16 protein-coding genes and 4 pseudogenes are annotated in these 18,799 nt (G+C 58.6%); 8 read left to right on the top strand and 12 right to left on the bottom strand.

Going from position 1 to position 18,799, the window contains the following annotated elements; all coding sequences use genetic code 11:
- Window positions 1-87 precede the first annotated feature (87 nt).
- Together JFV26_RS30375 and proP are read left to right on the top strand one after the other, a co-directional pair.
- Window positions 88-977: pseudogene (locus JFV26_RS30375) on the top strand (bestrophin family protein).
- A gap of 131 nt (window positions 978-1,108) precedes the next feature.
- Complete coding sequence (gene proP, locus JFV26_RS30370) at window positions 1,109-2,611, top strand: glycine betaine/L-proline transporter ProP (protein ID WP_201197295.1); 1,503 nt, start codon at window positions 1,109-1,111, stop codon at window positions 2,609-2,611.
- Between the two features lie 33 nt (window positions 2,612-2,644).
- On the opposite strand, the gene JFV26_RS30365 is transcribed toward proP, so the two are convergent.
- The 7 genes and pseudogenes from JFV26_RS30365 to JFV26_RS30335 all read right to left on the bottom strand — a co-directional run bounded on the left by JFV26_RS30365 (window position 2,645) and on the right by JFV26_RS30335 (window position 9,978).
- Entirely contained in the window at window positions 2,645-5,542 is a 2,898-nt protein-coding gene (locus JFV26_RS30365; RefSeq protein WP_201197294.1) for a sensor domain-containing phosphodiesterase, read from the bottom strand.
- Window positions 5,543-5,873: 331 nt separating this feature from the next.
- Window positions 5,874-6,569 (bottom strand): tRNA (adenine(22)-N(1))-methyltransferase, encoded by a 696-nt coding sequence (locus tag JFV26_RS30360; RefSeq protein ID WP_242487956.1) that lies wholly within the window; start codon window positions 6,567-6,569, stop codon window positions 5,874-5,876.
- 265 nt (window positions 6,570-6,834) lie between these two features.
- A pseudogene (locus tag JFV26_RS30355) lies at window positions 6,835-7,089 on the bottom strand (MFS transporter); the annotation flags it as partial.
- A 67-nt stretch (window positions 7,090-7,156) separates the two neighbouring features.
- Window positions 7,157-7,405: pseudogene (locus JFV26_RS30350) on the bottom strand (Chromate resistance protein ChrB); the annotation flags it as partial.
- 118 nt (window positions 7,406-7,523) lie between these two features.
- Window positions 7,524-8,150: an NADPH-dependent F420 reductase gene (locus JFV26_RS30345; RefSeq protein ID WP_207204086.1), complete on the bottom strand. Its 627-nt coding sequence runs from the start codon at window positions 8,148-8,150 to the stop codon at window positions 7,524-7,526.
- A 198-nt stretch (window positions 8,151-8,348) separates the two neighbouring features.
- A complete protein-coding gene (locus JFV26_RS30340; protein WP_201197292.1) occupies window positions 8,349-9,290 on the bottom strand; it encodes an SDR family oxidoreductase in 942 nt (313 codons plus the stop codon).
- A 52-nt stretch (window positions 9,291-9,342) separates the two neighbouring features.
- A complete protein-coding gene (locus JFV26_RS30335; protein ID WP_201197291.1) occupies window positions 9,343-9,978 on the bottom strand; it encodes an NADPH-dependent F420 reductase in 636 nt (211 codons plus the stop codon).
- A gap of 160 nt (window positions 9,979-10,138) precedes the next feature.
- On the opposite strand from JFV26_RS30335, the gene JFV26_RS30330 reads away from it, so the two are divergent.
- On the top strand, window positions 10,139-10,462 hold the full coding sequence (locus JFV26_RS30330) for a winged helix-turn-helix transcriptional regulator (RefSeq protein ID WP_242487955.1): 324 nt from the start codon (window positions 10,139-10,141) through the stop codon (window positions 10,460-10,462).
- Between the two features lie 190 nt (window positions 10,463-10,652).
- Here the strand turns inward: JFV26_RS30330 and JFV26_RS30325 are convergent, their stop codons facing one another.
- The gene (locus tag JFV26_RS30325) at window positions 10,653-10,898 is read right to left on the bottom strand and encodes a nuclear transport factor 2 family protein (RefSeq protein ID WP_342215499.1); all 246 of its coding nucleotides are present in this window, start codon (window positions 10,896-10,898) and stop codon (window positions 10,653-10,655) included.
- A gap of 203 nt (window positions 10,899-11,101) precedes the next feature.
- Here JFV26_RS30325 and JFV26_RS30320 point away from each other — a divergent pair, with 203 nt between their 5' ends.
- Window positions 11,102-11,815 carry a GntR family transcriptional regulator gene (locus tag JFV26_RS30320; protein WP_201197290.1) on the top strand — a complete coding sequence of 238 codons (714 nt, stop codon included), beginning with the start codon at window positions 11,102-11,104 and terminating at the stop codon, window positions 11,813-11,815.
- A 9-nt stretch (window positions 11,816-11,824) separates the two neighbouring features.
- On the opposite strand, the gene JFV26_RS30315 is transcribed toward JFV26_RS30320, so the two are convergent.
- Window positions 11,825-12,775 (bottom strand): PDR/VanB family oxidoreductase, encoded by a 951-nt coding sequence (locus JFV26_RS30315; RefSeq protein ID WP_201197289.1) that lies wholly within the window; start codon window positions 12,773-12,775, stop codon window positions 11,825-11,827.
- Window positions 12,776-12,863: 88 nt separating this feature from the next.
- Window positions 12,864-13,920, bottom strand: a pseudogene (locus JFV26_RS30310) (Rieske 2Fe-2S domain-containing protein).
- Between the two features lie 595 nt (window positions 13,921-14,515).
- Between JFV26_RS30310 and JFV26_RS30305 the strand changes: the two are divergent.
- Together JFV26_RS30305 and JFV26_RS30300 are read left to right on the top strand one after the other, a co-directional pair.
- Window positions 14,516-14,851 (top strand): YegP family protein, encoded by a 336-nt coding sequence (locus tag JFV26_RS30305; protein ID WP_201197288.1) that lies wholly within the window; start codon window positions 14,516-14,518, stop codon window positions 14,849-14,851.
- A 269-nt stretch (window positions 14,852-15,120) separates the two neighbouring features.
- A complete protein-coding gene (locus JFV26_RS30300; protein WP_201197287.1) occupies window positions 15,121-15,309 on the top strand; it encodes an AbrB/MazE/SpoVT family DNA-binding domain-containing protein in 189 nt (62 codons plus the stop codon).
- Window positions 15,310-15,632: 323 nt separating this feature from the next.
- Here JFV26_RS30300 and JFV26_RS30295 read toward each other — a convergent pair whose 3' ends face one another.
- Both JFV26_RS30295 and JFV26_RS33920 read right to left on the bottom strand, forming a co-directional pair.
- A complete protein-coding gene (locus JFV26_RS30295; RefSeq protein ID WP_201197286.1) occupies window positions 15,633-15,977 on the bottom strand; it encodes a cupin domain-containing protein in 345 nt (114 codons plus the stop codon).
- A 260-nt stretch (window positions 15,978-16,237) separates the two neighbouring features.
- Window positions 16,238-16,456 carry a hypothetical protein gene (locus JFV26_RS33920; RefSeq protein ID WP_242487953.1) on the bottom strand — a complete coding sequence of 73 codons (219 nt, stop codon included), beginning with the start codon at window positions 16,454-16,456 and terminating at the stop codon, window positions 16,238-16,240.
- Window positions 16,457-16,995: 539 nt separating this feature from the next.
- Here JFV26_RS33920 and JFV26_RS30290 point away from each other — a divergent pair.
- Together JFV26_RS30290 and JFV26_RS30285 are read left to right on the top strand one after the other, a co-directional pair.
- Window positions 16,996-17,697, top strand: a complete 702-nt coding sequence (locus JFV26_RS30290) for a glutathione S-transferase family protein (protein WP_201197285.1) — start codon at window positions 16,996-16,998, stop codon at window positions 17,695-17,697.
- A 250-nt stretch (window positions 17,698-17,947) separates the two neighbouring features.
- Window positions 17,948-18,511, top strand: a complete 564-nt coding sequence (locus JFV26_RS30285) for a TetR/AcrR family transcriptional regulator (RefSeq protein WP_201197284.1) — start codon at window positions 17,948-17,950, stop codon at window positions 18,509-18,511.
- Window positions 18,512-18,799: the final 288 nt, after the last annotated feature.

Below are 18,799 nucleotides of genomic sequence, written 5' to 3'. Positions count from 1 at the left end.
TTGATCGCAGCCCATACCGAACCTTTACCCGGCAACCAGCGTCCGAGTTAGAGCATTAATGCCCACCACTCCCCGCGAGGTCCGCGCTTGAAAGCCGCCATCATCAAAAATACCGTCTGGTCATCAAGACCATGGGCTATGTGGGCTGGGCCCTGTTCTGGTTGCTGCTCTGGGATATCGCCGTCACCGTGGACTTCATGCTGTTTCTCAACAGCAAGATCAACCTGCCGTTGATGCCTCTGACGTTGCTGGGCTCGGCATTGGTGGTGCTGATCAGCTTTCGCAACAGCAGTGCCTACAATCGCTGGTGGGAAGCGCGCACGTTGTGGGGGGCGATGGTCAATAACTCCCGCAGCTTTGCCCGGCAAATACTGACGTTGCTGGATGACCCGGGTAATGAAGTCAATCCGATGAAATCAACCCTGCTGCGCCGCCATGTGGCGTATGTGAACTGTCTGGCGGCGCACCTGCGGGGTCAGCCTTGTCCGGACGAGATACGCGCGTTTATTCCCGCCGAGGAGTTCGCGCGCAGCAGCACCACCAATAACTTTGCCAACGATATCCTCAACGGTTCCGCGGCGCTGCTGGCCCAGGAATACAAGGCCGGGCGCCTGGATAGCATTCGCCTGGCGCGGCTGGAGTCGACCCTGGTTGATCTGTCCAACAGCCAGGGCGGCATGGAGCGGATTGCCAATACGCCGCTGCCCTACCCTTACGTCTATTTTCCACGGCTGTTTATTTCGCTGTTCTGCCTGATTGTGCCGGTGGGGCTGGTCGAGCCCCTGGGCTGGTATACCCCGCTGGCCTCGACGGTGGTGGGCTTCATGCTGCTGGCCATCGAACGCATCGGCACCGATCTGCAAAGCCCGTTCCGCAACAGCGAACACCGGATCCAGATGGAAACCCTGTGCGAAACCATCGAGAAAAACCTGCAGTCGATGCAGCGTGATTCGCTGGGTGGTGATCGACTCAGCTAATCCCGACTCAGCGCAGCGCTGACAAAAAACCGGATGGAGGTGAATTATTCAGTGTCCTCATGTATCTGAACCAAAGAGCGCGCGCCATTAAAACAATGGCATCGAGATGGATCAGCGACAGGGAAATCCGCATGAAATCAAGCAAGAAGACCGTCAATCCGATCGGGTTGAACGACATCACCATTGTCGACGACGCCAAGATGCGCAAGGCGATCACCGCCGCCGCACTGGGCAATGCCATGGAGTGGTTCGACTTCGGCGTCTATGGCTTTGTCGCCTATGTGCTTGGCAAGGTGTTCTTTCCCGACGCGTCCCCCAGCGTGCAGATGATCGCCGCGCTGGCCACCTTCTCCGTGCCCTTCCTGATCCGTCCTCTGGGCGGTTTGTTCTTCGGTTCATTAGGCGACAAATATGGTCGGCAGAAAGTCCTGGCGGCCACCATCGTGATCATGTCCCTGAGCACCTTCGCCATCGGGCTGATTCCGTCCTATGCCTCGATCGGCATCTGGGCCCCTATCCTGCTGTTGCTGGCCAAGATGGCCCAAGGCTTCTCGGTGGGCGGCGAATACACCGGCGCCTCGATCTTCGTCGCCGAGTATGCCCCGGACCGCAAGCGCGGCTTTCTCGGCAGTTGGCTGGACTTCGGCTCAATCGCCGGCTTTGTCCTCGGCGCAGGCCTGGTGGTGCTGATTTCCGCCGTGATCGGCGAAGAGCAGTTCCAGGCGTGGGGCTGGCGCCTGCCGTTCTTCCTCGCCCTGCCCCTGGGCATGATCGGGCTCTACTTGCGTAATGCACTCGAAGAGACCCCGGCGTTTCAGCAGCATGTAGAAAAGCTCGAGCAAGGCGATCGTGAAGGGTTGGCGCGCGGACCGAAAGTTTCGTTCAAGGAAGTGGCGACCAAGCATTGGCGCAGCCTGATGACCTGCATTGGCGTAGTAGCGGTTACCAACGTCACCTACTACATGCTGCTCACCTACATGCCCAGCTACCTGTCGCACAACTTGCACTACAGCGAAAACCACGGCGTGTTGATCATCATCGCGATCATGGTCGGCATGTTGTTCGTGCAGCCCCTGATCGGCTTTATCAGCGACAAGATTGGCCGCCGGCCCTTCATTCTCTTCGGCAGCGTCGCGCTGTTCTGCCTCGCCATTCCTGCCTTTATGCTGATCAACAGCGGCAAGCTCGGGCTGATTTTTTCGGGACTGCTGATCATCGCCGTCGTGCTCAACTTCTTCATCGGTGTAATGGCCTCGACTCTTCCGGCAATGTTCCCCACCCACATCCGCTACAGCGCACTGGCCAGTGCGTTTAACGTTTCTGTGCTGATCGCGGGCCTGACTCCAACCTTGGTCGCCTGGCTGGTGGAAAGCACCAATGACCTGTACATGCCGGCGTACTACCTGATGGTGATCGCCGTGGTGGGCCTGGTGACCGGCATAACCATGAAAGAAACCGCCAACCAGCCCCTGCGTGGTGCCGCCCCGGCAGCTTCCGATATTGAGGAAGCGAAAGAGCTGCTGCAGGAGCATGAAGACAATATTGAACAGAAGATCGAAGACATCGACGCTGAAATCGCCGCGCTGGAAGCCAAGCGCAAGAACCTGGTGCAGCAGCACCCACGCATCAACTGACGTGGCGATCCGGGGGCGTTTGGGGGAGTCGTCCTAACGCCCGATCAACGAACTCGCCAACAACGCCTCCAACCCCATCGGCTTGGCAAAGTAATAACCCTGGGCCTGCCCGGCGCCCATTTCGCGCAGCAAGACCAGCGTCGCTTCATCCTCGACACCTTCGGCCACCACGCTGAGGTCCAGCGATTCGGCCATGCGCACAATCGCCCGGACGATCGCGCGACTGCGAGGGCTGCTGGTCAGTTCGAGGATGAACGACTTGTCGATCTTCAAGCCGCTGAAACGGTATTGATGCACATAGCTCAGGGAAGAAAACCCGGCACCGAAGTCATCGAGCACCACTGACATGCCGTTATCGGCCAATTGCTGCATGGTCCGTCGGGCCATCGCCGGCTCGGCGACCAGCGCACCTTCGGTCAACTCCAGGCAGATCCGCGACGGCACGACCCGGTGCCGCGCCAACAGTGCCAGCACATCATTGGCGAAGTCCGGACGCGTCATGCTGTAGCTGGAGCAATTGACGTGCACCGGCGGCCAATGGGTGTGCCGGGGTTGTGCAAGGATCACTGCAATGCTGTTAAGCATGTACAGGTCCAGTCGACCGATCAGGCGCAAACCCTCGACATCTGGCAAAAACTCGCCCGGCGCGATCACCCGGCCGCCCGGCTGATGCCAGCGGATCAGCGCTTCAAGGGCCAACAGTTCGCCACTTTCAACGCTGACAATCGGCTGGAAATACGGCAGCAGCTCATCGGTGCGTTTGAGCGCATTGCGCAAGGCGCCTTCACGCTCGACCTGATCCGAGACTTCACGGCGCACTTCCTGGTTGAACACCGCGTAGCTGTCGCGCCCGGCACTCTTGACCCGGTACATCGCCGCATCGGCATCGCGCAGCAAGTCGGCTGGCTCGTGATGGAACTGACTGTCGGCGCTGACAATACCGATACTGCAAGACGAAAAAACCTCATGGCCATTGATGAAAAACGGCAGGTCGAACGCCACCAGGATTCGTTCGGCGATTTCGATCACCACGTCCAGCGGCGCCTCGGGAGCGAGCACCGAAAACTCATCGCCCCCCAGGCGCGCCAGCATGTCGGTGTCGCGCAGACAACCGCGCAAACGCTGGGCAGCCTGCCTCAACAGCAGGTCGCCAAAATGGTGGCCGAGGCTGTCGTTGACCATCTTGAAGCGGTCGAGGTCAATGAACATCACTGCCAGGTGCCCGCCTTCGCTGCCGAACCGCGACCAGGCCAGATTGAGGCGCTGTTGCAGGTACGTACGATTCGGTAGCCCGGTCAGCGCATCGTGGGAGTTTTCGTGTTGCAACTTGGCATTGGCGTGATCGAGCTCGCGGGTGCGGTTCTGCACCCGGGCTTCCAGCTTGAGGTTGGCGGCATGGATCGCTTCGGCGGCCGTGCGGCGCGACAACGCTGTGTCTATGTGCCGCGACACGAACGTCAGCAGCTCCTGATCGCGCAGGGTATAGCGCACTTGCGAGGTATAGCTTTGCACCGCCAGCACGCCACGCACCACATCGCCATCGAACAACGGAATGCCCAGCCAGGAGTAAGATCGAACAGACGCATGGCCCAATTCGATTTCACCGTGCGCAGACAATCGCTCAGCGTCTGCTGCGTCAATCAGGCAGGGGCGACGCTGACGGATAACGTACTCGGTCAAGCCCCGGCACCCGCGCCGTGCCGCCGGGCAGGTCGTCTGCCGCTCATCGACATAATACGGAAAGGTCACTTCACTGATCGCGTCGTCGAACAGCGCAATGTAGAAGTTCTGCGCGAACAGCAGATCACCGACGATGCCATGCAAGGTTTGAAACAACTCAGCCATGTCACCAGGCTGGCTTGACAGCTCGGCAATCTGGAACAGCGCGCCCTGCAGATGTTCGGCGCGCTCTCGGTCTGCCACCTCCTGCCTCAAGGCATCGTTGAGTGCCGAAAGCTCCAGGGTACGACGCATCACTGTCTCTTCCAGGTCCGCCCGGTGCAGAATCCGGTCCAGCGCCATGGCCACGTGGCGGGCCACCACCAGAAACAGCGCGCGGTCTTCAGCGCTGTAGGTACGAGAAACCTCGTAGACCTGCATGGCAAGCATGCCAAACACGTCATCCGAGGCATTTTTCAACGGTGCGCCCATCCAGAACTCGGGACGATCACCCACGCAGTAAAAACGGCCCTCGGCCTGAGCCGCAAGAATGCCGGCGGCGTCGATCAGCAACGGCTGGCCCGTGGTCAACACCTGGCCGGTCAACGACAGGTGCGAACGATCAAGGTATTCGTAGTTCTCTGACTCCAGGGCATCCACGTCGATGATGTCGACGTAATACGGGTAGTCAATCTTGCCGCTGTACGGGTCATACAGCGCGAGATAGAAGTTCTCGGCGTCGATCAGGCTCGCCAGCAGCCGGTGAACCCCCACCAGAAACACTGATCGGTCGCGGGTCGAACTGGCCAGGTAGGTAATTTCATACAGCACCCGCTGGGTAATCTGCGCACGGGCAAGGGTATCGGTCTGTACCTGAATACCCAGGCGCTGGGCAAACGCGGCGAGCGCCGGCTCCGCGGCATCGTTGACTGGCGCGAGTAGCCAACCCAGCACCGTTTCGCCTCTACCGGTCGGCCAGCGGTGCAAGCGCCGGGTCTGGCAAAAGGCTTCAAACTCTTCATTTGCAACGATTGGCGGCCATCGCACCCGTGGGTCGCCCTGCCCGACCAGATGCATGTGTTCACCGGCGCGGTAGACCACCCACGCGCTGGTATGGGAGCCGTTGCGGGCTGAGTCCAGCAATTGCTCGATCGTACCCTCGTTGCCGGCGCAGGCCATGCCGCCAGTATCCGGGTGCCCTTTGAGTTGAGTGGCGACAACGTCGCAATCGTTCGATTGGCGCGGGGAGTCGGTCAATGGACGAAAACTCATCAGCGCTCCCTGAGCCAGAAACTGGCGATGCTCACTTATTGATGGCTAGCGATGTGCCAGTGATCTTTCCGTTTAAAGCTTATAGCGGTTTTTTTCAATCGTTTTATTCGCTTTAGTCCCAACTAGGGGACGGGCAACGCGTTATTCGCTACGGGTTATCCAGGACAACCTTTTTCTACGGTGAGGTGTTTGATCGCCGCAAATGGCGCGAGATCCGCGGCGGCGTTTGTAGACGTGATCAAACGCCCTCGCGCTCGACGGGTTTGCAGTGTTGCCGGACATCCCGGCCGATTGAGCGGGTGCGACTGGATCAGGATGACCGAAGCTATTTTCAAGCCAGCAACTGGGTGATCCACCGGGCCTGCCGGGCGATGTCCTGCACCTTTTCCTCGGTCACGGCCTGCCGCGCCCGGGCCAGGTTGCTCAGGGTCTTCTGCTTCTCGCGCAGTATTCGTTGCCACTTGGCCAGGAACACCGGGCTGCGTGCCTGCATCTGCAGCGGGCCGAAGTACAGCTCCTCGGCGGTGTAGATCACCGGTCCGGCGCGCTCGGCGACGATGATTTCGTAGTCGAAGCGGTTTTCCCGCAGCAGTTCCTCGCAGAGGATGCGGTAGCCATTTTCCATCAGCCATTGGCGCAGTGGCTGCTCGCCGCCGTTGGGCTGCAGGATCAGGCGCTCCTGGCCGCTCAGGCGCTCCTGGCCGTTGTCGAGGATGTCGCGGATCGTTTCGCCGCCCATGCCGCAGATGCTGATCGCCGTGACCCCGTCGCCCGGCTCGATCACCGCCAGGCCATTGCCCAGGCGCACGGTAATCCGCTGGTCCAGGCCATTCTCGCGCACAGTGCGTTCGGCCGAGCGCAGCGGCGTCAATGCCACCTCGCCGGCCACCGCCGCCGCGATGGCGCCACGGCGCATCAACGCCACCGGCAGGTAGCCGTGATCCGAGCCGATATCGGCCAGGCGCGCGCCTGCTGGCACATGCGCCGCCACGCGTTCCAGGCGCATGGACAATGTCTGTTGGTTCAACTGCCGTTCCTTTTGACCACGAGTGTCCGGCAGCTTGCTGCCGGATCAGGGCGCGACTCTATCGAGCAACGCCGCGCAGTTCAAATTCCTGCGACCAGGGCCATGGCCCGTCCCGAACCTGGCGCTCGCGCAGGCTTGACGGTTGGGTAGTTCCCGATAACGAGTCGTGCAACTGGAAAACGGTCGTCATTAGAGAAGTAAACGCGACTACTTCAGACCGTCCCTGATTAACCGGGTGACGTCTACTTGGGAAGTAGACGCCACTCGGTTTGGACAGTGCCCCTAGCCCATAGCCCAGCGCCGCGAGCAGTTTTCGCTTACCCAATCGATCACTGAGTGCCCCGGAGAATACCTTGGTAATCGAGGCCGTAGCCTCGGCTATGCCTTCGATGAGACCCACCGCCAGAACGGAGGTACCCAGTACTGTCACCATGTAGAGTGGCAACAGTGCATGAATCATCTCTGAGGAGATGTCCATCAGCATCGAGACGAAGCCCAACGCCCAGATGCCGCCAGGCATGGTGCGCCAGACGTTGACGGTTGACGCCTTCTCGATTGGCGCAGTAGTCGAAGTGCTACCTGACTTGTCAGTGGTTTTCATCATGAGCCTCGAAAACCTGTTTGGCATAGGCATCTAAAAGCGCCTCGCACCCCTGCAACCGCGTCGCCGCTACCTCGGCCAGTTGCGCTCCATAGAAATCGAGTTTGCGGATCTTCTCGAACCAGCGCTTTAATTTCTTCAGGTCGGTATCTTCCTCCTCCAGCTCCGCGTAGGTGAACTTCTGGATCGCCACCTCCTTAGCTATCTCGGCTTCGAAGTCCGTGCAGCGGCCGAGGAACTCACGATACTGGTCGTCCCGATCGGCCTTGAAACGAGCGACGACTGCATCTGATCGCGTCCGTTCTAATCAGATACCTTGTGGACCTGCCGGTGAGGGGCGTGGTGTCGGCGATTCAGCCGATATCAACGTTTAAGGCGATGTCCCAGCCGGCGCCGTTTTTCGCCAGGCCGATCATCATCAGGCCGAGGGCCTCGAGCGTCTGGGCCATGTGCAGGCCGCCGACATCCAACGGACGCAGCCCGAGACTCTCGATGAACGTCGAGACGCGCGCCTTGGCCTCCGGATTATCGGCGGCGATGAACACGTCGAGGGGGCCTCCCTTAGCAAGGACGTGGCCGAAGAGGGTGTTGAATGCCTTCACGACATGCGCGCTGGCGGGGGCGATTTTGGCGATCTCCTGCGCACCAGAACTTCCGGCGGGAGAGACGAGGCCCGTGAGGTCCGGAGAGGCCGTGTTGGTGATGTCGATGATCACCTTGGCGTCGAGCGCGTCCCCGTAATCGGCCACCACCGACGCCGCACCGGTGTACGGCACGGCGAGGATGACGATGTCGCCGGCCGGAATGGCCCCGTACGTCCCTGTGGTCGCTCCGGCTGCGAGCTTGTCGGCCAGGGCCTGCGCCTTGGCGGGGTCGCGGCTGACCACCTCAACGGTGTATCCAGCTTGGGCGGTACGACCGGCGATCGCCGCGGCCATGCCTCCTGAGCCGATGATGCTGATAGTGCTGATAGTGCTCATGTGCAGTCTCCTCGTGAATTAGAGTATTGCTCGTTGTCTTAACAGGCATCCCACGATTGATATCGCGTGTGTGCCGAGCCGCGTGCGTCATTCCTCATGCCATCACCGGGTCGACAGAATCTTTACCCGAGCGGATCACGCATCGCGACATTGTTGTCCACCGCGCCAGTTGCGACCCGGCTGCCTGCTCAACTCAACTCAGCCGGCAGGGAAGTAATGGCCGTTGTCCAGGTCCTCGAACAGGCCGGGCTGAGCAGGCTCCCAGCCGAGGGCCTGGCGGGTGATGAGGTTGGACGCCGGGAGGTCCAACGTGACCAGATTCGCGAGGAACCCAAAGTATCCCGGCAGCATCAGTACGTCCGCTGGAATGCTCACGGCCGGCAAGCCCAGACGGCTGCCAATGGCCTCGGCGATCTCGCGGAACGAAATAGCCTCGTCGGCAACCGCGTGCCAATTTTTGCCGGCAGGGCCCTTCTCCAGTGCCAGACGGAACACGGCGGCGAGGTCGCGGGCGTGCACGGCCGACCAGTTGTTCCTGCCGTCACCGGGATAGCCTACGACGCCCTTCTCCTTCGCAAGCCCGATCAGTATCGGAAGGAAGCCGGCGTTGTCGGTCGTGCTGTGCATGATGGTAGGAATCCGCACGACCGAGGACCGCACGCCTTGCTTGGCGAGACCGAGTACGGTCGTTTCCACGATGTTACGAACTCGCAAGGTGCCCTTGAACTTCTCGCCGCCAGAGAGGGTGGGATCCTCCTCGGTGGCTGGACGGCCGAGATGTTCCCAACCCGGCGAGCCGATGCTCCCAGACGTGACCAGCGGCTTTCCGGTCCCCTTCAGTGCCTCGCCGTATGCGAGCATGATCGCCTGCTCCGCGGCAGCCACTGCGTCGAGGCCTCCGGAGGGAAGCAGGTCTTGCCTGTGCGCGACGTGAATGACACCGTCGGAATCCGCTGCCGCCGCTTTTAGCCCGTCGAGATCATCGAGGTCGCCGCGACGCACCTTGGCGCCAAGCGCAGACACCGCCTCTGCGGACTTGTCCGACCGGGCAAGCGCAGTGACCTCGTGACCGGCTGCAATGAGGTCGGAAATGATATACGGACCGGAATGGCCGGTCCCGCCAGTAACGAAAACGTGCATGTGACTGCTCCTTGTAAGGGATGTGATGCGAAAAGTGGTGCTACGGGTGCACTCAGCCGAGAAGGCTGACGCCGATTGAGAAGTTGGTGTGCTTGACGGAGTGGGCGATGAGGCCCAGCGAAAGCAGGCAGGCATGCTCCAGCGTTCGCGCCATGAGCAGCGGCCCAGTGTCCATCGGGCGCAGTCCGAGGCTCTCGATGAACGCCGAGACGCGTACCTTCGCCTGCGCGCCGTCCCCGGCGATGAACACGTCCAGCGGGCGGCCCTCGACAGGACCGTCGGCCAGGACGTGGGTGAAGTGGGTGTTGAACGCCTTGACGACTTCTGCGTCGGCAGGGGCGGCTTTGGCGATCTCCTGTGCGCCGAAACTGTCCTCAGGGGTCACAAAGCTTGTGAAGTCGGGGGCGACGGGGTTGGTGATGTCGACAAGAAGCTTGCCGGCCAGTGCTTCGCCGTATTGCTTCATCACGTCGAGAACGGCGGAATAAGGAACCGCCAGGATGACCATGTCCCCGGCCGGGGCGGTGCCGAACCTTCCTGTCGTCGCGCCGGCTCCAAGCTGCTCGGCCAGCACCTGCGCGTTGGCGGCGTCACGACTCATCACCTCGACGGTGTATCCGGCTTTGGCGGCAAGGCCGCCGATCGCTGCGGCCATGTCACCTGAGCCGATAATGCTGATAGTGCTCATGCGCAGTTTCCTAGCAGGGATGGGGTTGCTCATTCTTAGGCTGCTGGTGCGACCCGACGAACTCACTCAACGTAAGATCCATGCTGGGCGATTCACTTGCAAAATGCAAGTGATCCATGGGGTTTTACTTGCGACATGCAAGCGATGCTAAGATCCAGCCATGAAGACAACTCTTAAAGAAGACTTTCGGTCCCATTGCGCGGTGAACTACGGCGTGGAGATTTTCGGCGACCGGTGGTCGCTCTTGATCATTCGCGACATCGTTTTTGTTGGAAAGAAGACGTATGGCGATTTCCTGAAATCGGAAGAGGGAATCGCGACCAATGTTCTTGCTTCCCGACTAGCCTTTCTTGAGGAGCAAGGCGTTCTCTCGAAGGCGCCCAGCCCCGACGACAGGCGCAAGGACTTTTACACTTTGACCGGAGAAGGGCCTGGACCTCATTCCAATTGTGATCAACATTGTGCTCTGGAGCGCGAAGCATGATTCGAAGTCGTACGTGCGGCGCCGCGAGGAATTTGTTGCTCGATTAAGTCAAAACCCCATGCAGGTGAGCGAGGAAGTGAAGGCGCTGGTCCGCAATGGCGGGTGCATCTTTCCTGAGAGCGGGGGATGAACAAGGCGGCGAACGCGCCCTGTCTCGGCGCGCAAATGAGTGGGTATCGGTTCCGATGACTCAGGTCATAGGGCTCGCGAGCATTTCTGAGGCCCGCGCCAATGCTTGGGTGTCGACATACTCGCGGATGTTCGTCAGCTTGCCATTGCGAACAGTGATGGCGAAGACAAAATAGTCTTCAAACGTCCTTTTCGTGGCTTTTACTTTCCCCGTCGCAAAGCCAACGACCAGAACCCGGTCGCCCTGCGCTACAAACTCGGGGGGCTCCATGGATGTTTCCAGTTCTGCGGAAGCCTTCTGAAGCACGTCCGCCAATCCCGCGTGCCCGCGGTGCGTGCCAGCCAGTGGCCAATCCTCCCCGGAATGATCCACTCGAAATCTTCGGCACACAACGCCAGCAGACCTTGCCTACCCACTGTCACTCTGATCCTCCCGCCAGGGGCGCTTGTCGCCCCTGCATCTCCCCTCCCCTTGCGTTACTATGGCGGCCCCCTCTGGAAGTCGCCTGCATGAGCAAACCGGGTCAAATGGTGCTGGTCGCACTGCGCAAAATGATCGCCTCGGGCGAGCTGGCGGCCGGCGAACGGCTGATGGAGATTCCGACGGCGGAACGCTTCGGCGTCTCGCGCATGCCGGTGCGCATGGCCTTCCTGACCCTGGAGCAGGAAGGCTTGCTGGTGCGCCATGGCGGGCGGGGCTATCAGGTACGCTCGGTGAGCGCCGACGATATCGCCGGCGCCGTGGAGGTACGCGGAGTGCTGGAGGGTCTGGCGGCGCGGCAGAGCGCCGAACGCGGATTGAGTGAGCAAGCGCAGGCGGCGCTGCTCGAATGCCTGGTGCAGGGCGATGCACTGTTCGACAAAGGCTTCGTGACAGAAGAAGACCTTGAGGCGTTCCATGACCTTAACATGCGTTTTCATCAGGTGATCGTCGAAAGCAGCGCCAACCCGGCCATTGCCGAAGCCCTGTCGCGCAACGACCATCGCCCTTTCGCCTCAGTGTCAGCGCTGGCGATCGATCGTGAAGACATGGCGCGTGAATACCGGCGCTTCAACTTCGCGCACATGCAACACCACTCGGTCTACGACGCGCTGGTCAGCCGCCAGGGCGCACGCGCTGAAGCCATTATGCGTGAACACGCCAACGCCACGCTGCGCTACGCCGAAGTGTTCGGTGCAATCAGCAATGGCGAGCGGGTAAAAGTGATCGCGCGCGGAGAATGACCGGCTCGTTCAGAGATCCAGCACCAATAGCGCGGATTTAGCCCTCGAACAGCAGGGCGTGAACTGATCATTGGCAGCTTGCTCTTCTTCGGTGAGGAACAGGTCACGGTGCTCAGGCACCCCCTCCAGCACCCGGGTCAGGCAGGTTCCGCAGACGCCCTGCTCACAGGAAGTAGCAATCTCGACACCGTGGCTTTCCAGTACTTGGGCCACCGTCTTGTCGGCCGGAATGTCGAACACCTGCCCGCTGCTGCCTAGCTTGATCTGGAACGCCCCGTCGGCGGCGGTATCCACCGGCGCCGCGGCGAAGTATTCACGGTGCAACTGCCCATCGCTCCAGCCCTGAGCCCTGGCGCTGTCGAGTACATGCTGCATGAAACCTGAAGGGCCGCAGACATACAGGTGCAAGTCAGGCCGCGGATTGGCCAGAACCCTGGCGGCGTCCAGGCGCGAATCGGCTTGTTCATCGAAATGCAGGTGCACGCGATCGGCAAAGGATGCCCCTTTGAGTCGCTCGACAAAAGCCGCACGCTCACTGGAGCGAGCACAGTAATGCAGCTCGAAATCGGCGCCGCTGTGGGCCAGTTGCTCGGCCATGCAGAGAATCGGGGTGATGCCGATGCCGCCGGCGAACAACAGGCTGCGCCGTCCCTCAGCCACCAGCGGGAACAGATTGCGCGGTTCACTGATCAACAGCCGATCGCCACTGTTGATCTGCTCATGCAGGCTCTGGGAACCACCGCGCGAGGCGGCTTCCCTGAGTACGCCGATCAGGTAGCGATGGCGCTCTTGCGGGTGATTGCACAGCGAGTACTGGCGGATCAGTCCGCCGGGCAGGTGCACGTCGATATGGGCCCCGGCACTGAAGCCAGGCAATGCCCCGCCTTGCGCACAGATCAACTCGTAGCTGCAGATATCCAACGCTTCGTTGTTGCGGGATGACACGACGACTTCAATCATGGCGCACCTTCAAGACCGGCCACCGCAGTGGCCGCGAGCAGGATCAATGGGAGTGGACTGGCGTAGCGCTCAAGGGCGCGGCCCTTCGCTATTTGGCTGCGGCAATCAGCTCGACCGCCGGTGCTCGCTCACGGGCGATGAGGCGTTCCAGCACGCGCCTGGACTGCACCCCCGGCATCGATATTGAGCTTGAGCAAGTTGCGTTCGGGATTGGCCAGCAGGTTTTTCTGCTGCTGTTCGAGCATGTCGAGGTCTTCGCTGAAAATCTTGCCCTGGCCCTCGCGGATGGTGGCGGTCAGGGCTTCGTCGCCGGGATTGAAATTGCGTGCCATGCCCCAGAAGTACCAGATCGACGTTTCGGTTTCCGGGGTAATGAAGTCGACCACGATGCTCGCGGCCTTGTGTTGCGGCTCGGCGTTGTAACCGCCCTTGCCGGCGTGGGCCACGCCCACCTCGATCAAGACGTGACTGGGCGGACTGAAGCGGCAGATCTGCCAACGGTCTACCGGCACGTCGTCGGCCAGATTGTTGCCACGCAGGGCCATGCGCCAGAACGACGGCGCCATGATGTTTTCCATGTGCCGCGCGGTGACCACCTCGTCACCCTGGACGGCGGTGACCGGCGCCGCTTCATCGATCTCTTTCTGGCCGATGCTCGAGGCGTGCACGTAGGTTTCGTGGGTGAGATCCATCAGGTTATCGATCATCAGTCGATAGTCGCAATTGATATGGAACAGCCCACCGCCGTAGGCCCACTCATCACTGACAGCCCATTCCAGATGATGGATCAGTGCAGGATCAGCCTTGTCCTGCTCCCCAGGCCAAACCCAGATGAAACCGTAACGCTCTTCGACCGCGTAAGTCTTGTTGCACGGAAAGCCCCGTACGCGCTGACCCGGCATTTCGACGGTCTTGCCGTCACAGCCCATGACCAGGCCATGGTATCCACAAACCAGGTTGCCATTGTCGACATAACCAAGGGAAAGGGGGGCGCCGCGATGTGGGCAAAAATCCTCGACGGCGGCAACGCGCCCCTCAAGGCCTCGATAGAAAACGATTTTCTCACCGCATATTTTCCGCCCCAGGGGCTTGGAAGCGATCTCGTCGGGGGTGCAGGCGACATACCAGGTGTTTCTCGGATACATGAAGATCTCCAGCGTAGGCTTGTTTTTATGGATCCATTAAATATGACAATTCTCGATATAGTCAAGCATTTCGCCTTTATTCAGAGATTAATGGATCCATTGAGGCTTGAAAAAGACCTGGAATAGCACCATTACCCGAGTTCGAAATGCTAAGGCAGCATTTTGAGATCCCAATACACTGAGCCGGGGAAGAGCACCCCCTTCCGCTGTAATTCGGGCATGCGAATTCCTGGCCCGCCGTTCACCGGCAGCCTCTTCAGATTTATTCAGAGTTGTGTTCGAGACACATGCCGCAACGCTAGATAGAGTTATCACCGCTCACCCAGCTTTGGCTCTTTACCAAGCACGGAGTGCTAGGCCCTGGTTGGGTGAGCTCCTATTTTTGATTTTCCTCTACAGTAAGGAAGATGACGCCCCAGATGCAGGAGCTTACGGTCATGGCCTTCAGGAGCAAGGCTTCACTTTCTTGAACTCGACGACCCAGACCCAAAGCTGGCGTCCCAGTCGCCACCGGTAGAGCGCCAAAGATCGCGGAATGCCTGCTCAGGGTATTTATGTGTAACAGCAATTTCGGACACTATTAAGGAGTTACTCCATGGCAGGTTGGTACGAGTTGAGCAAAAGCACTGACGGACAATTTCGTTTCGTCCTCAAGGCAGGTAACGCTGAAATCATTTTGACCAGTGAGCTGTATACCACTCGCAGCGCAGCCGAAAATGGCATTGCTTCAGTACAGGCCAATAGCCCTGTTGACGCACGCTATGCCAAGGAAGTGGCTAAGGACGGTAAGCCTTATTTCAACCTCAAGGCAGCGAACCACCAGATCATTGGCAACAGCCAGCGTTACTCGTCTGAAGCGGCGCGCGCCGCAGGAATTGAAAGCGTCAAGACCAACGGTCCAAGCACCACCATTAAAGACAAAACCGTCTGATTTTCAGCGTTGTGAACAAAAAAGCCCGACAGGTTTACCTGTCGGGCTTAGTAAGAAGCCCCACAGGTTTACACTTGCAGGGCTTTTCCCGTTTTCGGCGGAGAATCTTTCATAACCACGATGAGGCTTCTCGGTATCGACATTGGCAAACACAGCGTTCACCTGCATGGCCAGGACGCTAAGGGCCAGAAGAAGTCATCAGCAGTCAGCATCACACTTCAACTGGCGAAGACATTCATGCCCGCCAAGACCAAAGTGTGAGTAACGTCATGACCGAAACCCAACGCTGGACCGTGAAATGCCAAGATCCTGCGGATGGAAGTGGCGACGTCATCGTTGACTTGCCACCGGACCTACTCGCCAGTTTAGGACTGAGCATCGGCGACATACTGACCATTGAAGTGATCGGCAGCGCAATAGTTCTGACGCCGAAGTCGAGCGACTCAACTACACCCTGAATCGCGTCGACACGCTTCACCTAATCTCCAAATGGGCAAACGCGAACGGTACGTCTGAGCGGCGGCGATTGGGCATTGATTGCCGGCGGCGAAAGTACGCTTTGGGTTGGATTCAACCGTTCGCAAAGGCAGCAATCATCCTCTTACGAATGAATGCTTCTGGCCGAATTCTGCCGCTGCTGACCGGCAGCTATCGGTCGTTTTCAGCCGGTCACGACCGGCAGAAAACGGCCAGGAGCAGCCGGTCAGCCCCAGTCTTTACCAGACAAAATCTGACGTTTGGACATATCTATAAACCCTGGGCAATTCAGTTGGGCCAGAGCTTACTCTTGCCTGACAATATCGACCGAGATCTCCACCGCCGGAATCGTTCCTCTGTTCTCAAGCCAGTGTGTGGTATTCCTGTCCTCGGACCAGCCCACTCCCGGCGCATAGTCACTGGCGACTCCATTTCGATGATCAGTGATCGTTCCTTGCAGTATGTAGACCGTGCCTGGTCTGTCTTTATGGCTGTGAATCGGGCCAAAGACACCTCCAGGCTGGATGGTCACCATACGCATTCTAAGTTGGCGCCCTGCCATACCCTCAATTTCAGGACCAAGGTCAACCGTTGCAAGTAACTTCACCGTAACGCCTTTCGTCTCAGGTGCTACCTGTTCGTCGCTCATCGCGCGCTCCTTTTTTAGCTACAGGACCTATCTAGGAAGTAGACACCCTAAAAGGCGGGCTGAGCCGAGAGGCGACAAAAGGTCATCTGCTGCCCTTGGCCAGAGGCTGCCTGGGGTCGATAGCGGCCCGTGACAACAGGCAGAGATCAGCCAGAAGCAGACAATCGAGAATGATGGGCTTGACCCAAAGCCGACTCTCACTAGTGGCTATCTCGGCCAATGAATCTTCGCAATCAGAGGGCAGTCTTACGCTGAGTAATCTAAGACTGACGTATCCTTAAAATGGAATCTGTGATGGCTTGAGCATTAGCGTCCAGCGTTTCCATGGCCGACATCGCATTAGCGGCGACACTGCCTACTCCATTTTCTGAGAGCCACTTGGTTACTTCTTCTATCGCTGCACTTAGGGCGTGCTGGTTGTGGAGGAGCAATGTCAGAGCGTCCGCTGTAGCGATCTTGCAATCTGAGTAATCTGGCATGACGGTCGTCCTTGAGTAATGATGCCGGAGGCCTAGCTCATCTCGCCGTTGGCTTAGACTGGTGGCCAATTACCCAGATCTACCCAGCTGTTTGCATTCGACCTGACAGTCCTTTGGACCGAATTTGGCCAGCACGCCCCCCTGGTTATGACGGCAGAGGTCGGCCAAAAGCTGACTGTCGAATAATCATCGAAAATGACTCAATTGATAACCGTCCAGTAGAGACGTCTTGACGAATTCATCTTAGGGCGACGGCCTGAGCAAGGTGCCCTTGTTGACGATTGCGGTGGGTGGTCAAGTCCATGCAATTACGCAGCTGGGATAAAGCGAGTGAGCCTCGCGACCGATGTTAGGTTGCGCGCCCCTTCCCGCTGAAGCGAGCGATCACCTCAATCGAACCAATGCAGCCAGAAAATCCCCATCAAAAAACTTTTACCTAACAATCGTTAGATAGGTGTTGACGCACATCGAATCGTTCGCTAAGGTTTGCCTACCTAATGTTAGGTAGTCAACTCAGCCACCAACCTGTAGGATCGACCATGAATACTAAACTTCAGCTTTTCACTTCGCCTTCGGCCTTTCCGAACCCACAGCGTCTGCGTCTGTTCATGCACGAAAAAGGCATCGCTGACCAATTTGCCGAGACCATCTATGACATGTCCCCTGTAGGAGAACAGCGTGGCTGGCGTCATTTGAATATGAACTCGTGGGGCGAAACTCCCACCCTTCAACTGGCTGACGGTAGCTACATTTCCGAAACGGCTGCCATCGTTCGTTATCTTGACCAAGAGTATCCTGGTCGCAAGATCATGGGAGAGACCGCACTGGAACAGGGTCTGGATAACATGTGGGATAACCGGGTGTGGGTGCACATCCTGTACCGCATCGTTACAGCGTTCCACGTGTTGCACACAGGACTCGGCTTTAAGCTAGAACTGACTAAGAATGAGGCTTGGGGCGAACACTGCCGTAAGGAAGCTTTGACTCACGCTGCACTGGTCAATCGTCATCTTTCAGACGGCCGCGAATGGCTGCTCGGCGGAGATGCCCCGACCTTCTCGGACATTACCCTGGCAACCGCGATCGCCTTCTCGAAATTCCCGGTCAATGCAACTCCACTGGACGAGCGTTTTGAGTTCCTAGATGCATACTGGCAGCGCTGGACAAAACGTCCAAGCTTCCAGGCTGCCTACGCTGATCACAACAGCGGTATTCCTGAGCTGGATTCGCCAGCCCAGTAACAGCTACTCAATGGAAACTCCGGTACGCCGAGATAGCCACACCCCTAGCTTTCTCGGTGACCGTAGTGATCTCGCTAGTGTCGGCTGGCGGTGCCGCTGGCTGAACCATGATGGAACGGCTTCTGCCTGAGCACCCAAGTCGAATTGAAACTCACTGCTCTCACTGACAATCTACCTGTCACACGGTAGGCCTTTGCTGTAAATTAGCTTTTCCTATTTAAGAGATCGTCCCAAGACGAAAGGCACCAAGATGAGCGTCAACTCCAAGGAAGCCATCTTGTTGGCGGCCAAGAAAATTGCCCAATCGCAGGGCTACAATGGTTTGAATTTCCGCGACCTTGCGCAAGATGTTGGTATCAAAGCGGCGAGTATTTACTACCATTTTCCAAGCAAAGCCGATCTGGGTATTGCCGTTGCCAAACGATATTGGGAGGACGGTGCGCTCGCACTCGAGATGATCGAATCAGAAAGCCCATCTCCGATTGACGCTCTGCGTCGCTTTCCTGAAATCTTCCGAAGATCGCTTGAGGCCGACAATCGTCTCTGCCTGGGCAGTTTCATGGGCGCTGAAACCGATACTTTACCCATTGAAATGACTAAAGAAATTCAGACCTTTGCTGATGTCAACATAGCATGGCTAAGTAAGCTTCTATTGGCTGCGAAGGTGTGCGAATCAAGTGAGAGTGAATCTAGAGCACGTGCAATTTTCGCAGCTATAGTCGGTGCCCAGCTCTTTGCTAGAAGTCGCTCGGATATCTCGCTTTTCGATGCCCTGGTCGATTCATACCGCGCGTTCGGACCTCTGCCGACTTAGCAACTGACTGCGACTCGGTTCGGCGAACGGGCGGCTTCGGCGCATGCGCGTCCAATGCGAAGCGGCGTAGCTGTTGCGAAATTGCACTCCACCTGACCACCTGATTACATCGGTACTGACCGCTCGATTGAACTGCACTTGACCAGGCGTTTGCATTCGATCTGCCAAGCACGCTTAGTAACCATGATCGACTGAGAACTGCTCGTGGCTGTCGGTAGCGACAGGCAGAAATTGGCCGATCTCGGCCCGTCGCAACCGTCAGCTTTGGGTCGATTGCTGCCTGTTGCG

Origin of the sequence: Pseudomonas sp. TH31, assembly GCF_016650815.1 — a bacterium.
Taxonomy (GTDB): domain Bacteria; phylum Pseudomonadota; class Gammaproteobacteria; order Pseudomonadales; family Pseudomonadaceae; genus Aquipseudomonas.
This window is presented reverse-complemented; position numbering and strand designations above follow the sequence as displayed.